The following is a 15,587-nucleotide window of genomic DNA, read 5'->3' as shown; positions in this document are numbered from 1 at the left end:
CCATAATTAAATTTTATTAACATTTTTGTAAGTTTTGATTACACTATGATGTTAACATATAACTATATTTATTTACACTATTTTGTTGTATACTCTATTATGAATTTAAATATTTAGGAGAATTAATTGATATGAATATTACAAATACAGATATTATTTTGGCATCTAAATCGCCAAGACGTATGGAACTAATGAAGCAGGCAGGGTATGACTTTAAAATTGTTACTTCTGACACTCCTGAAATCACAACTAAAACTGCTCCTTTTGACGTTTCCATGGAACTTTCATCTATCAAAGCTTTTGGCGTTGCAAATTCCCTTTCTTTATTGGAGAACGACACTTTAATTATTGGAGCTGATACTGTCGTCTTTTGCGATGATGAAATCATGGGAAAACCATCTGATTATGATGATGCATTTCGTATGTTAAAGAAATTACAGAATAAAACGCATCAGGTTTATACAGGCGTAACCTTACTTCATTACACATCCGGAAATTCATCTCCGAAAGTTAAATCTTTTTATGAAAAAACAGATGTACATGTATGCCCTATGACTGACGATGAAATAAACAGTTATATTAATACAAAAGATTCTTTTGATAAAGCCGGAGCATATGGAATTCAGGGACCATTTGCAATTCATATTGAGAAAATAAATGGCGATTACAACAACGTAGTAGGTCTTCCTATTTCGCGCTTATATCATGAAATCAATAATTTTTCAGACTTGTGTTAACTTGTTCAACTGATATGTACCCAGAATTCCGGACATTTTTGTCCGGTAAAGAAGGTACATACAGTTTGTGAAGAGTTCTTATTATACTTATTATAAAACCTGATTTATTGAAAAGTCTTCATTAACCAATACAAATCCCGGTTTTTTGCCTATTTCTATAGTTCCAAATTCATCAAGAACTCCTATTGCCTTTGCCGGATTATAAGTTGCTGCTTTAATCGCATCTGCTATAGGGATTCCAAATTCTATGGCCTTAACCATACAGTCGTAAACATTTGTTACGCTTCCTGCCAATTCTCCTGTAACAAGTCTTGCCTCATTTCCTTTCTTTATAACAACCTGACCACCTAACTCCGATTCACCATCAGGCATTCCACAGGCTCTCATGCTATCACTTATAAGTATCACTCTGTCACTTCCAAACATTGAAAATGTTGCTCTTACAACTGAAGGATGAATATGTACGCCATCGCAAATCAATTCTGCTGTAACATTTTTGGCATCCCTTGCTGCACCTACAACGCCCGGATTTCTATGATTTAATCCTGTCATTGCATTATATAAATGTGTTGCATGTTTTGCTCCGCTTTCATATGCCAATGTTGCTTCATCATAATTTGCCATTGTATGTCCTACTGAGAATCTGACTTTATCGTGTAATTTTGAAATACACTCTATAGCGCCTTCTCTTTCAGGTGCTATTGTTACAAGCTTTACCATATTACCTGATTCGTCAATAAGTTCTTGTAACATCTCTGCGTCCGGTTTCTGAACATATTCAGGATTCTGAGCTCCTACCCTGTCCGGAGATATAAATGGGCCTTCAAGATTTATCCCTACGAGCTTTGCCTTTAATTTTTCTGAAGTATTTACCTGTTCATTATTTTTTTCCAAAGACTTAGTATTCATTTGAATATCCTTATATTCTTTTGCATTTCTGCAAATTTCCATAAGACGTTGTTTTGGCAATGTCATTGTTGCCGGACAAATGGCAGCTATTCCATGCTCTTTTTCATATTCTGCCATTTTTTCTACAGCTTCAAGTGTTGCATCACAAAAATCACTGCCAACACATCCGTGAAAATGGATGTCTACAAGCCCCGGAATTACCATTAAGCCATTAGCATCGATAATTCTAGTGTAATTATTATCTGATTTATTGTTATTTGCATCTGTACTACCGCTAATATCACTTGTATTATTTGTACTGTCACCATTATTTCCAAAATATATAATATCCTTAATTTCACCTTTATCTAATATTATATCTGCCTTTTCAAATGTAAAATTCTTTGTAAAAACCTTACCATTCTTTATAATTTCCATAAAACCCTCACTTTTGCTTTTCTATAAAATTAATCCTTTATTAACACAAAGCAATTACCAAAATACGAAATTTAACCGAAAGTTTAAATAAAGTTATTTTAGTAATTGCTTTTACTTGTTTTAGTATTCTACTTATTTACACATAATTACAGTTACATCGTTATGTAACTGTAATACTGATGCCGGTACTTTTGGAGTTACCGGTCCAAAGAAGGCTTTTTTAGCTATCTCTGCCTTACCTTCACCACTTACTACAACAACAATCTTTTTAGCCTGCATTATAGCTTTAATTCCCATTGTATAAGCTTCCTTAGGTACTTCATCGATAGTATCAAAGAATCTTGAATTTGCCTTAACAGTACTTTCTGTCAATTTAACGCAATGAGTTTCTTTTTCAAATGCTTCACCTGGTTCGTTAAATCCGATATGTCCATTATTTCCAAGACCCAAAAGTTGTAAATCAACCCCTCCTGATTCTCTTATTATTCTATTATAATCTGAGCATGCTTTATCAGAATCCATTTCCAAACCATCAGGCACATATGTATTCTTTTTATCAATATTGATACGATCAAACAAATGCTTGTTCATAAAATATCTATAACTCTGTTCATTATCAGGAGCAATTCCTTTATATTCATCTAAATTAATTGTAGTAACATTAGAAAAGTCTAAATCACCTTTCTCGTACCAGCGAATCAACTGTTCGTAAGTTCCTATTGGTGTAGAACCCGTTGCCAACCCAATGACACTATTTGGCTTAATTATTATCTGAGCTGAAATAATATTTGCTGCAGTTCTGCTCATATGATAATAATCCTGTGTTTCTATAACACGCATTTATTTTCCTTTCCCTCCATAATTTCTGTAATCCGATGGAGATTTTCCTACATAACTTTTGAATATACGGCAAAAGTGTGTTACATCCTGAAAACCTACGCGTTCAGATACATCCTGAATCTTATAATTTTTATTCTCTAACAAATCTTTCGCCTTATCTATTCTTATTGTGTTAACTATTTCAAAAAATCCTCTTCCTGTGTACTGATTAAGTAACTTACTTAAATGCCAGCTACTTATAAAACATTGTTCAGCCACATCTAAAAGACTTAATTTCAATTTGTAATGTTCATATATAAATTTCAATGCGTTTTTAAGTATAAAATTGTTAGCATCAGTACATTTTAATCTATCCTTTTCAGGAGTATCACATTCAGGATGATTTTTTATAAATGTTTCATATATATAATTCTCTTCTTCATCTGAACGGCTCCATATAGAATCAATTTCTGCATTGCTGCTATCATTTCCCTTCTGCTTAAGATTGTTAGTCATTGCACTTATTGCTTCTTCTAACTCATCTATCTTTGACGGTTTTAATAAAAATCTTGTCACTCCAAGCTTTATAGCCTGCTGTGCATATTCAAAATTTCTAAATCCTGTCAATAAACACACTTCAATATCGGGATACTCAGACTTAATTGCTGCAACCATTGCAAGTCCGTCCATATTATTCATTGATATATCTGAAATTAAAATGTCAGGTTTTATTTTTCTCATAAGTTCTAAACCTGCTAATCCATTGCTGGCTGTACCAGCAATTTCACAATTCCAATTTGCCCATTCAATTCCTAATTTAAGCCCCTCTACTATAATCGGCTCGTCATCCACGATAATTACTTTATACATAAAACTCTCTCCTTATTATCCCTTAACAGCACCTACTGTCATACCTTTAATAATGTATTTCTGTAATGCCATATATACTACTAAAATAGGTATTACAATCAAAGTTACTGATGTGAACAGCATACCATAATTTACACCTTCTTTTGAAGCAATATTATTAAGAAGAATTGTAATTGCCCAGTTATCTTTTGTTCTAAGGAAGAACATCTGAGTAAACAAATCATTGTAGCTCCAAAGGAAACTAAAAATTCCAACTGTTACAAATGATGGCTTTGATAGCGGCATGATTATTCTAAAATAAATCTGGAATATATTACAGCCTTCCATATACGCTGCCTCTTCCAGTTCCACCGGAAGCCCTCTCATGTAACTTCTGAGTACTATTATAGCAAATGACATATTTCCTGCAATCTGCGGAAGTATAACTGATAACAAATTTAATGAAACATGTGGTGTGTTTACAATTCCCCAACCTGTCATCATTCTTAATACAGGAATGATGGTGGAGTAGATAGGGAACATCATTCCTGCATAAAGTAAGGCATCCAAAATTCCCTTGCCCGGGAACTTATACCTCGTTAATATATAAGCTGCCATTCCGGAGAATAGAATAACAACTACTGCAACAGTACCAGATATAATAAAACTGTTCCTGTATGCATTCAAAATGTCATAGTTGGCAAATACTGCTTTATAATTATCTAATGAGAACAGTTTACCAACAGGCAATGCAAATGAATTATTGTATATTGCCTTTTTATTTTTAAACGAATTCATGATGGACCATAGCAGAGGGAAAATTGTCGTAAGAGCCCAAACAATAAGAATTGTATATACAAATACCAAAGATATTTTAAAATTTTTCTTCTTCATGTCTTTTCTCCCTTCTATACATCATAATCGTCATTTGTCTTAAATATTTGATTTACTACAACTGACAATACTACACCTATTATTACAATAACAACTGCTATTGCCGAACTGTAGTCAACATCTACATATACTTTTGAGTACATGTATGTTCCTGTTAACCATGTATTTGACATACCATTTACAAACATTGTCCATGGTAAATCGAATACTTTTAAAGCTCCTGTTACTGCTAATACTACGCATGTACAAATACTATTTCTTAATAATGGAAGCGTTACATATCTAACCTGCTGAAGCTTTGAAGCTCCATCAATTTCTGCTGCTTCATATAAATCTTCCGGTATTCCGCTTAATCCCGTAAGTAAAATTATGAAATAAAATCCAACATATTGCCATATAACCGGAACAAGCATTGTAAACATCGGATGTGTTGCCTTCCAGTCAATCAATTCATTTTTACCTGCATCCAAAACACCAATAAGCTGTAGAAGCTGATTTATCATTCCTTTATCATAAAGGAAAACTAAGTTAAACAATAAGCCAAGGGCTGTTGCTGAAATAACAATTGGGAAAAAATATACTACTCTGAAAAATCCTGCACCTTTCTTTATATTGCTTACTAACAATGAAAGAACAATAGCCAGTCCTACTTCTCCAACAATTGTTGCTATAATCATAATTCCTGTATTTTTCAAGGCTATTAACATTTTCGGATCCTTGAAAATTTCAAGATAATTTTTGTAAAACGGAGCATTCCATTTGTCAGCTGCCGTCCCCATATACTTTATATGTTGAAAACTGTTAATTATGTTTTGTATGAATGGGTAGTAAAGAAATATCAACATAAAAACAAATGCCGGTATTAAGAAAAATGCAATATATTTTTTGTTTTGGTATATTTTTGCACCCATATTATATCTCCTTATTTTTTTAAAGCCGGAAGGTTTTTGTTCCTTCCGGCTCTAATTTCTACTTGATTATTTTAATAATTTATTCACCAGAATTAATTGTTAATGCTTCATCTACAGCTGCTGCAACTTTTGTGTTACCCTGAACAATATCTGCCATACCTGCAAAAATAGGATCTTTTGCTGCTGTTGATAAACTATCCTGTACAGCTGGAGAAATTCCAGTTGCTCCTGCACATAATTCTACACCTGCATTTGCAAGACTTGACATTGAATCAGCGTCAACTGTTGCACCATTCTTTAATGCTGTTGCTGAGCTTCCTGCAAATTTTGATACCATTTCATCACTTGTCATGTATTCAATGAAATCTACAGCTGCTGCACGTTTTTCAGGATCATCCCAGCATTTCTTTGTAATATAGTAACCACTTGAAAGACCACCGATAAGGTCTGTTGACTTACGATTTCCTTTTCCGGGAACGTATGTAACTGTGTAATTATCAATATCATCTACTGCTTCTTCAATACCACCAACTTTCCATGAACCATCAATTAAGAAAGCTGCTTTATCAGATGTAAATAACTCAAATGTTTCACTATCTGATGCTGTTAATGTATTGTCTGGGAAATATCCTTTTTCATAAAGATCTTTGATATCATTGATACCATTTACCCAAGCTTTACCATATTCATCATCTGCTGATTTAGGTAATGTACTATGTGTAGCTACATCCTGGAAGTTGAAAATTGTGTATTCAAACCAATAATGTGGAATTTCCTGTAATGAAGCTGCTATTGGTGTGTAACCTGCTTTCTTTATTGTTTCACACATTGTCATAAATTCATCCCAAGTTGTATCTGCTGTTGGAGCTTCAACTCCTGCTTCTTTAAGTACATCCTTGTTTACAAATAATCCTTCCCAGTATCCATTAACCGGTACTGAATAATTCTTTCCATCTACAGGTGATGCTCCAAGCATGTCATCTTTCATATTTGATGCATAATCAGGATATTCCTGTCTGATTTCATCAATTGAAACTACCTTACCCTGTTCAACGAACTGGTTTGAATCAACTCCGTTGAAGAAGAATAATACATCCGGTTCTGAACCTGTTTCAAAGTCTGTAATAACTCTTGATTTAAATGTTTCATCAGATGTTGCTGAACTATCTTCAATCTTGTTTCCTGTTTCTTTAGTCCATGCAGCACAGGCATCTTTATAATTTCCTGCATTTGTGTCTTCACCTGCATATGTTGTTGTAACCTTTAATGTTACCTTTCCTGAATCTGCTTTGTCTTTGTTGTCGCTGCTGCTTGCGGCATCTCCATTGCTTCCGCATCCAACCATGGATACTGCCATAAGTCCTGCGAGCATAAGTGCTAATGGTTTTCTCATATAACTCCTCCAATCCATTCACTGATACCTTTTCTTTTTTCCTTATAACCATATGCTTTTTTTATTTGGTTATAAGTTTTTTCCGTATCTATTATTTATTACATGTATTATTCTATTCGAATTGCACAAAAAAGTTAATGATTTTGCTTGTTTATTTGTTGAATATAGTTGTTCATTTTTGTATAAAATATTTAATCTTTTTGCAAAAATTTGTATTTTATTGTTTTCAATTTAAAAATTTTGCTATTTTTGTCAATTTTCCATTTTAAACCTATCTATTTTCAGTTTACTTTCAGTAAGATTGTCATCAATGTTTTCTATAGATAAACCACTGTTTTCACCATATAAAAGCTTAAGTCTCATGTTTACATTTCTAATTCCGATATTATGTACATTCTCTTCCAGTTTCTGATCCGAAAGTAATATTTCTATCTTCGCTTTATCAGCCTCAGTCATATTTCCATTATTATGAACAACTATATACAAGTTATTGTAATCTGCATATATTTTCAGGCTTCCTATAATATTCCCCTCTTTATCTCCTCCATGCTCTACAGCATTTTCTACAATTGGCTGTACTATAAGTCTTGGAATCTTTAAATTAAGTAAATTTTCATCCACATCTTTATCAAAATGGAATCGGCTTCCAAATCTCTGATGAATGATATACAAATAAGCATCTACGTACTTAAGTTCCTCTTCAATAGTGATGAATTTTTCTTTTTTTCTATTCATTGTCGCTTCCATCATTACTCCAAGAGATTCAATCATTCCACTTACATCATGATTTCCACTCATTCTGGCCTTCCAGTTAATAATCTCCAATGTATTATTTAGAAAATGTGGATTAATCTGTGACTGCAACGCTTGCATATTTGCATCTCTTAATGCTACTTCTTCTGCATATATTCGATTAAAAGATTCTTCAAGTCCTAATGACATATGGTTAAATGTATCTATTAGTTTTCCAAATTCTTTATTTCCTTCAAATGCAGGTAAAGTTATTCCATATTCTCCTTCTTCAATCTTTTCAGACATTTCCATCAAATCTGAAATTGGTTTATTGATATTTCTGTAAAAATAATAAAATGTTAACGCTGCCAATAAAATTGTAATCAAAATGATTAATACATATATATATACATACGTAAACGATTCATTAAGTACTTCCATTCGATTTAATTTAACAATATATGTAAACTGCTGATTATTGCATCTTGTGTACAGATTTACAGTATAATTGTTACTATCATAATTGCTTTCTGTTTCTGTAACTTCTCCATAATTTCTTTTATTATTATCAGCATAAATTTTGAATTTTTCATTATTTATATCATTTTCATAATCAGGTTCACATACCATATCTCCATCTAGAAATATAGCCCCATTTTCTCTCCACACTACATTATCCATGCTTTTAAACATATTTGATTTATTTATTTCCATAACAATAATTGCATAAGGATTGTAATCACTTGTAACCAGATTTCTAACTAAATACAGATGTTCTCCTATCTCTATAAATTTAGTATTAGTTCCCATTCTTTGAGCTACTGACTTTATCTGTGTCATAGCATTATTTTTAAAATCTGAAATACTTGCATAAGTCGCTCCCGCAACATTGCTATACGTATAATATTCCATTGTTGTTTTTTCTTTAAATACAACAATTGTGCTTGAAATCATTGAATTATATTTGTACTTTTCACTAAGATAACTAGATATTTCTCTGTACATTACCGCTTCATTTTTATCTTTTAGGAATTGTAAATAACTTGTTCTTATGACATTGTCATATGAAGCCTGCTTTGATTCCTGTATTACTTTTTCTATATTACTGTTGCAGTTTTCTGCAGCATTTTCCATAGATGTAACTACTGTATTTCTTACCTGATTAGAAGTTTTTGAAGCTGACGAGAAAAAAAGAACAACCGACAATGCTCCAAACGGTACTACAAGGCATATTACCAGCAGTCGAATCATCCCAAAGGTCAGATTTGCCTTTTTCCCTTCTTTATTTAGTGCATTATATCTGTTGTTCTTTTTCATTATTAGTCTCCCTTCAACTTTTACTATTATTTCTGTTGGGAAACTTATTTATTATTCTGTTACTAATATTATATAAATAATTATTATATAAATGACTTATTAAACTTATGTTACTCCAAAATTACTACTTTAATCCTAAGAATTTCTCATATATTTCACAAACTTCAATAGCCTGTTCTTTTGTTGGCATTTCACAGAAAATACGAATCAATGGTTCAGTTCCTGAGAATCTGCCAATTACCCATCCTCCGTTTTCAAAATAAACTTTGCTTCCATCCATATACGAAACATGCTGAATCTTATATGGCAATTCAGGAATCTGTTTATCTTCCATTAATATTTTGTGAATTTCTTCTTTCTTTTCTTTTGTAAATTTGTAGTCACGCTCTTCCATATAAATAGCTCCGCATTCAGCTTCAATGTCTTTATATATTTCAGATAACTTTCTTCCTGTAACTGCTATCATTTCTATAAGTAACATTGCTGCATAAATACCATCTTTACCATTAATATGTCCACGTACTGTAAGTCCTCCGGAAGATTCCCCGCCAATAACTGCATTTTCTTCAGTCATTTTTGCTGATATATACTTAAAACCTACCGGAACTTCGTAACAAGTTTCCCCAAACTTATTTGCTACCTTATCAAGCATATGTGTTGTAGCTACGTTTCTAACTACTGCACCATGCCATCCTTTATATTTTACAAGATAATAATATAATAACACAAGAATGTCATTTGGATGAAGAAATCTTCCTGTATCATCAATAACTCCAATTCTGTCCGCATCTCCATCTGTAGCAATTCCTATGTCAAATCCATAATCAATTACTCTTGTCATAAGACCTCTAAGAGTTGATGCACTTGGTGATGGAAGCTTTCCACCAAATAAGGTATCATGTCTGTCATGTATTGTTTCTACATCACATCTTGCCGTAAGCAGTAATGTTTTTAAAGGTATTTCAGAAACTCCATACATCGGGTCTAAAGCAACTCTAAGACCTGCATTTCTGATTTTCTGCATATCTACAGCATTAATTATATTATCTAAGTATTCATTTAAAGGATAAATTTCTTTAATCAACTCTTTGCTTACTGCCTCATCATAATCCATTTCTTCTATAGAATCCACATCTATTTTTGAAGCGTAGTCTTCTATTTCTTTTGTCTGATTTTCATCAGCATCTCTGCCACCATAAGTAAATACTTTTACACCATTGTAAATAGCCGGATTATGGCTTGCTGTTACCATCATTCCATATGGCATTTCATGTTTTTCTACATAGAACATAATAAGAGGAGTAGGCGCTGATTTGTTAACGAGCAATGTTGTAATTTCCTGTGCTGCAAATACCTGTCCCATCCATCTCATAGCTTCTTTTGACAAAAATCTCTTGTCATAACCAATTATCATTCCTTTATCAGTCTTGCCTTCTGCTTTCATTTTGTTGCACATAGCCTGAGCTAATAATTGAATGTTTTTCTTAGTAAATTCATCTCCTATGACTGCTCTCCAGCCGCCTGTTCCAAATTTAATCATGTAATCCTCCTCATTATACCTTATGCTACCCCATGGTGATTTCAACCAGATTATGGCTTCCTTTTTCCATAACCGGAATAAAATCTACTATTTCCCCATTTAATTTTATTTCTTTAACTCCTTTATTAACCTTATTAGGGTTAACTACATTTATATCGTACTCCGCGCCTCTCCATACACGGTGAACTTTAAATTTATCCCATTCCTTTGGAATGCATGGATCAATATTTAATTTATCAAAATCAGGTCTGATTCCAAGCATATATCTTGTTGCTGAGAAATATGACCATCCTCCACTTCCTGTCATAAACGGATGTCTTGCTCTTCCGTATGCAGTATGGTCTTTTCCCATGATAAACTGGCAATAAGAATATGGTTCTGCTTCTCTGATTTCAATCATGTCATTCTGATTGTATGGACATAATGAATTATAATATTCCATTGCCCTGTTGCCTCTTCCAAGTACACATTCCGCTGCCCATGCCCATGGGTTTGGATGTGAGAATATCGCACCATTTTCCTTGACACCCGGATATACTCTTGTGATAAATCCTATATCATCATCAGGAACTGTATACGATGGAGCATTTAACATTATTCCATATGGTGTTGCCAAATATTCTTTTACACTGTCCATAGCCTTAATGCCTTTTTCTTCCGATGCCGCCCCCGACAATACTGCCCAGGCATTTGACTCTAAATGAACTTTACCTTCTTTATCTGTACTTGTTCCAATTTTCTTTCCGTTTTTGGTTATTCCTCTTATAAACCAATCTTTATCCCACAATTCATTATTACATACATCTTTTACATGCATGGCCATTTCCTTATATTTCTTAACATCATCATCTCTTCCAAGATACTGTGCTAATTCTATAAAATTGTTTATTGCCCAATAATGTAAAAATGATACTAAAGCACTTTCTCCTCCGCCAAGATTTAAGCAGTCATTCCAATCTGCCCTAAGTCCTAAGCAAATTCCTGTTGCTCCTACTTCTTTTGCTGAAAAATCTAATATTCTCATCATATGTTCATATACAGTACCTTCTCCCTTATCTGCATATGGAACAATCTGATCAGCAAATTCGATTTCTCCTGTTTCTTTTATATATTCCACAATAGATGGTATAAGCCATAAAGCATCATCTGAGCATGCATCTTCAATACCATGTATTATATCTGACTTATTAATTCCCGGAATTACTGTAGGTGATTTAAAAGGTTTCTTATCATCCTTTTTCTTTTCAAACCATTCCGGTTGGAATAAATGTAATCCATATCCTTTTGAAACTAATCCATTAAGAAGCTGTACTATTCTCTGTTTACACTTTTCCGGATTAGAATGCGGTATAGTCATTGAATCCTGCGCCGTATCTCTATATCCTAATCCCGTTCTTCCACCTACTTCGATGAAAGATGCAAATCTTGAAAACATTACATTAACTTCTGACTGATATAAATTCCATATATTAATCATTGTGTTCATTGCTTCACTTGGAGTTTCAATTGTTAATTTATTAATTTTATCATTCCAATACTTTTCCAAATTTTTGTATGCTTTGTCCACATTTGTAAAATCGCTATACTTTTCTCTTATTCTTCTGCCTTCTGTGTCATCGCCTTCACCTAACATAAAGATAAGTCTGACTTTTTCGCCCGGTTGTATTATAATATTTTTCTGTAAAGAACCGCAGTGATTATTTCCTTTTTCAAATGAACCTGTACATTGTCCATTTATTACTGCCTGTGGATTATCTTCCGTATGATATAAACCCAGGAACTTGTCTCTGAGGCAATCGAAGCCATCTGGAGAAAAATTTGAAGTAAAATACTGATAACCAAATTCTTCATAGAATAAGTCATACAATATAATTCCATCCTTATATGAGGAACCCGCACAATACAAACTCATCTGAAAATTCTGATTATCTATCATAATATGATGGAAGGAAAATTCACAATAAGAAAAAATACTTAAGTTCCTAGGTTTATTGTCTGTATTTTCAATAACTACATCCCAAAGTTCAACATCATCTTCTATTGGAACGCAAAGTTTCTGACTTGCTTTTAATTTATCATATTCGCATTCATAAACAGAATATGATAATCCATGTCTGCACTTATACTTAGCTTTATCAAGTGGCTTTCCTACCGGCTGCCATGAAATGCTAAAGTAATCACCATTATCATTGTCTCTTACATACACATAATGTCCCGGTCTGTCCATTGGCACTGAATTGCCTCTAAACCTTGTTACTCTATGATACTCAGGTGTTTTATAAAACATATAACCACCTGCCGTATGATTAACTACCACACATGTATCTTTCACACCTAAATAATTCGTCCATGATGTAGGAAGATCCACTCTGTCTATTACATACTCTCTTTTTTCATTATCAAAATGTCCGTATCTCATAATCCTCTCCCTGCCTATTTTCTTAGTTAAAATAATGATAGCAAATATAATCTCTTTTTTGAATGAACGTACTTGTTATTACTTTTCTCTTTTTGTCAGATTTGTTTTTATTTTTTGTTATTTGGAACAAATAAATACAAATCAGCAATAATTTACATGTTAATCTATCTAGTCTGGATGGCATAAATATTAGCTAAATAAATTTATTTAATATCGGTGGAGCTAACGCGACTTTAATGCATGCAACTTGTTTCCGTAAATTGTAGATTCATTATGAAAATAAAGAAAATCAATTTAATTTTAGACTTTATTTATGTTTGTTTAGGTGTAAAATATACATATAAATAAACATCAAAGTTGGGAGGTTTATATGAGAGAACGATTACAGGAATTTTTGGACCATATGGAAATGGTCACATCAAAAGAATTGTCAGACAATGAACGTGAAGCAGTTTTTAACGATTTTATGAAACAGATTCAGTTTTTCCAAAATGAAAGACTTATTCATTTAATCGTAACAGTTACATTTGCAATTATTGCAATTTTTACAACTTTGGCAAATTATATCCTCCAAAGTATATGTGTGTTTGTATTTTTGCTTGCAATATACATTCTTCTTTTATTTTACATAAGGCATTATTTCTTTCTCGAAAGAGGAGTACAAAAGCTTTACCTCTACTATGATAAACTTGTCAAAAACACTTATTATAGTGATGATGTGAAGAAAAAATGCAGTTTAGTTTAAAAATAGCGTACTATTTTCAAATAAAATAATTATCGACTTTTTTCGACTATAATTAATTTGTAATGTTAAAATCAAAAAGCCACTTTTAGAAAAACAATGTTTTTCTAATCATGTAAAAATACCAAATTGGGATGTTTTACAAAAAAAGGCTACCACTTTACGTAATTTGTAAAGTGGTAGCTTTTTTAATTAATAGCTTTTAACTTAATAATAAAATTTTATCTATCCCATTTATCACAAAGTGCCTGTACCTGGTCGGCAAATTTTGCAAGGTCTTTATTTGCACCGCCTTCATTACGTTTAATAACTGCAAGAAGTCTCTGCCCTGCAGCAAGTAATCTTTCGTATACAGTAGATGGTTTTCTCTGTTTTGAAGAGTTGCTTTGTATTCTGATTGGAACTCCTTCTTTTATTAATTCACCTGTTGCCAGGTCAAACTGTGTTCCACTGTAAGGAGCATATGCATCATATCCATGTTCATCTCTTAAAAGTTTTGCAAAAATATCACATACCTCATCTTCACCATGAACTACAAAGACTTTCTGTGGTCTTTTCTTCATAGCTTCGAGCCATTTTACTAACTCTTTCTGATCTCCATGACCGCTTATACCTTTTAAGGATTCTATTCTTGCCTTAACAGCTATTTCTTCACCAAAAAGTTTTACTGTTGTTGCTCCTTCAAGTATTGCTCTTCCTAACGTACCGACTGCCTGATAACCTACAAATAATATTGTAGAGTTCTCTCTCCACAGATTATGCTTCAAGTGGTGTCGTATTCTTCCGGCTTCACACATACCTGATGCAGACAATATAACTTTTGGCATATTATTCTGGTTAATAGCAACAGATTCATTACTTGTAACTGAAACCTTTAATCCATCGAACTTCAACGGGTTAACTCCCATGTTAATTAATTCCATTGTTTCTTCATCAAAGCAATCAATTACGTTATTATTAAATACATTTGTTGCCTCTATGGCAAGCGGACTATCTACATACACTTCAAAATTAGGATAGTTCTTAACCATATTATCTCTTTTAATAATACGGAGGAAATATAGCATTTCCTGAGTTCTGCCTACGGCAAATGACGGGATAACTACATTTCCACCTCTTGCAAATGTTTCGTTTAATATTCTCGCCAGAGCTTTTACATAATCAGGTCTTTCTTCATGGAATCTGTCACCATATGTAGATTCTATTAAGACATAATCAGCTCCATCCATTGTCTTAGGATCTTTAATTATTGGTTTATTAATATTACCAATATCTCCTGAGAAAATTATCGTCTTAGACACATCACCTTCAGTAACTTTTACCTCGATGCTTGATGAACCAAGCAAATGTCCTGCATCTACAAACTTAATCTGGAATTCATCACATACACTCACAGTTTCATCATAGTTTACCGGAACCATTAATTCACAGGCAGCTACTGCATCTGCCATCGTATAGATTGGTTCATATTCTTCCTTACCGGCTCTCTTTGCCTTTCTGCTTTTCCATTCAGCTTCAAATTCCTGGATATGTGCACTATCACGAAGCATTATGTTACATAATTCGCAAGTTGCTTTCGTTGCAAATACCTGTCCCTTAAAGCCTCTCTTTACCATAAGCGGAATTAATCCTGAATGGTCAATGTGGGCATGAGTTAAAAATATGTAATCTATATCTCCTGCTGCCACGGGCAACTCCTGATTTACATAAATATCCTTTCCCTGTTCCATACCACAATCTACAATAGCTTTTTTATCCCCAACCTGTAAATAGTGGCAACTTCCTGTAACCTCATGGTCTGCTCCAAGAAATGTTATAATCATAAAATCATCCCCTTTATATTAAATTTTAATCCGAACTAATTAATATTTTTATTATATCATTTTATGATTACAGGGTCAAAAATAT

12 protein-coding genes are annotated in these 15,587 nt (G+C 33.0%); 2 read left to right on the top strand and 10 right to left on the bottom strand.

Annotation, left to right across the window (positions count from 1 at the left end):
• The first annotated feature begins 131 nt into the window (after positions 1 to 131).
• Positions 132 to 737, top strand: coding sequence for a Maf family protein (locus tag DWW96_RS07400; RefSeq protein WP_117909989.1), 606 nt, complete (start codon positions 132 to 134; stop codon positions 735 to 737).
• A gap of 90 nt (positions 738 to 827) precedes the next feature.
• Here DWW96_RS07400 and nagA read toward each other — a convergent pair whose 3' ends face one another.
• From nagA to DWW96_RS07355, 9 genes are all read right to left on the bottom strand, one after another.
• On the bottom strand, positions 828 to 2,063 hold the full coding sequence (nagA, locus tag DWW96_RS07395; RefSeq protein WP_117909988.1) for an N-acetylglucosamine-6-phosphate deacetylase: 1,236 nt from the start codon (positions 2,061 to 2,063) through the stop codon (positions 828 to 830).
• A gap of 132 nt (positions 2,064 to 2,195) precedes the next feature.
• Positions 2,196 to 2,903 (bottom strand): glucosamine-6-phosphate deaminase, encoded by a 708-nt coding sequence (gene nagB, locus DWW96_RS07390; protein WP_022087979.1) that lies wholly within the window; start codon positions 2,901 to 2,903, stop codon positions 2,196 to 2,198.
• Positions 2,904 to 3,752: a response regulator gene (locus DWW96_RS07385; protein WP_022087978.1), complete on the bottom strand. Its 849-nt coding sequence runs from the start codon at positions 3,750 to 3,752 to the stop codon at positions 2,904 to 2,906.
• Between the two features lie 15 nt (positions 3,753 to 3,767).
• The gene (locus DWW96_RS07380; protein WP_022087977.1) at positions 3,768 to 4,625 is read right to left on the bottom strand and encodes a carbohydrate ABC transporter permease; all 858 of its coding nucleotides are present in this window, start codon (positions 4,623 to 4,625) and stop codon (positions 3,768 to 3,770) included.
• A gap of 14 nt (positions 4,626 to 4,639) precedes the next feature.
• Positions 4,640 to 5,536, bottom strand: a complete 897-nt coding sequence (locus DWW96_RS07375) for a sugar ABC transporter permease (protein WP_022087976.1) — start codon at positions 5,534 to 5,536, stop codon at positions 4,640 to 4,642.
• Between the two features lie 79 nt (positions 5,537 to 5,615).
• On the bottom strand, positions 5,616 to 6,929 hold the full coding sequence (locus DWW96_RS07370; RefSeq protein ID WP_022087975.1) for an extracellular solute-binding protein: 1,314 nt from the start codon (positions 6,927 to 6,929) through the stop codon (positions 5,616 to 5,618).
• A 252-nt stretch (positions 6,930 to 7,181) separates the two neighbouring features.
• Positions 7,182 to 8,978, bottom strand: a complete 1,797-nt coding sequence (locus tag DWW96_RS07365; RefSeq protein ID WP_117909987.1) for a histidine kinase — start codon at positions 8,976 to 8,978, stop codon at positions 7,182 to 7,184.
• Between the two features lie 124 nt (positions 8,979 to 9,102).
• Positions 9,103 to 10,518 (bottom strand): phosphoglucomutase/phosphomannomutase family protein, encoded by a 1,416-nt coding sequence (locus DWW96_RS07360; protein ID WP_022087973.1) that lies wholly within the window; start codon positions 10,516 to 10,518, stop codon positions 9,103 to 9,105.
• 25 nt (positions 10,519 to 10,543) lie between these two features.
• On the bottom strand, positions 10,544 to 12,937 hold the full coding sequence (locus tag DWW96_RS07355) for an amylo-alpha-1,6-glucosidase (protein WP_117909986.1): 2,394 nt from the start codon (positions 12,935 to 12,937) through the stop codon (positions 10,544 to 10,546).
• 370 nt (positions 12,938 to 13,307) lie between these two features.
• Here DWW96_RS07355 and DWW96_RS07350 point away from each other — a divergent pair, with 370 nt between their 5' ends.
• A complete protein-coding gene (locus tag DWW96_RS07350) occupies positions 13,308 to 13,682 on the top strand; it encodes a hypothetical protein (protein ID WP_117909985.1) in 375 nt (124 codons plus the stop codon).
• Between the two features lie 218 nt (positions 13,683 to 13,900).
• On the opposite strand, the gene DWW96_RS07345 is transcribed toward DWW96_RS07350, so the two are convergent.
• Complete coding sequence (locus DWW96_RS07345) at positions 13,901 to 15,502, bottom strand: MBL fold metallo-hydrolase (protein ID WP_117909984.1); 1,602 nt, start codon at positions 15,500 to 15,502, stop codon at positions 13,901 to 13,903.
• Positions 15,503 to 15,587: the final 85 nt, after the last annotated feature.

This window comes from Eubacterium sp. AF17-7 (assembly GCF_003461285.1).
Classification (GTDB): Bacteria; Bacillota; Clostridia; order Lachnospirales; family Lachnospiraceae; genus Eubacterium_U; species Eubacterium_U album.
Note: the sequence above shows the minus strand (reverse complement) of the source record. Positions and strands in the feature narration are given on the sequence as shown.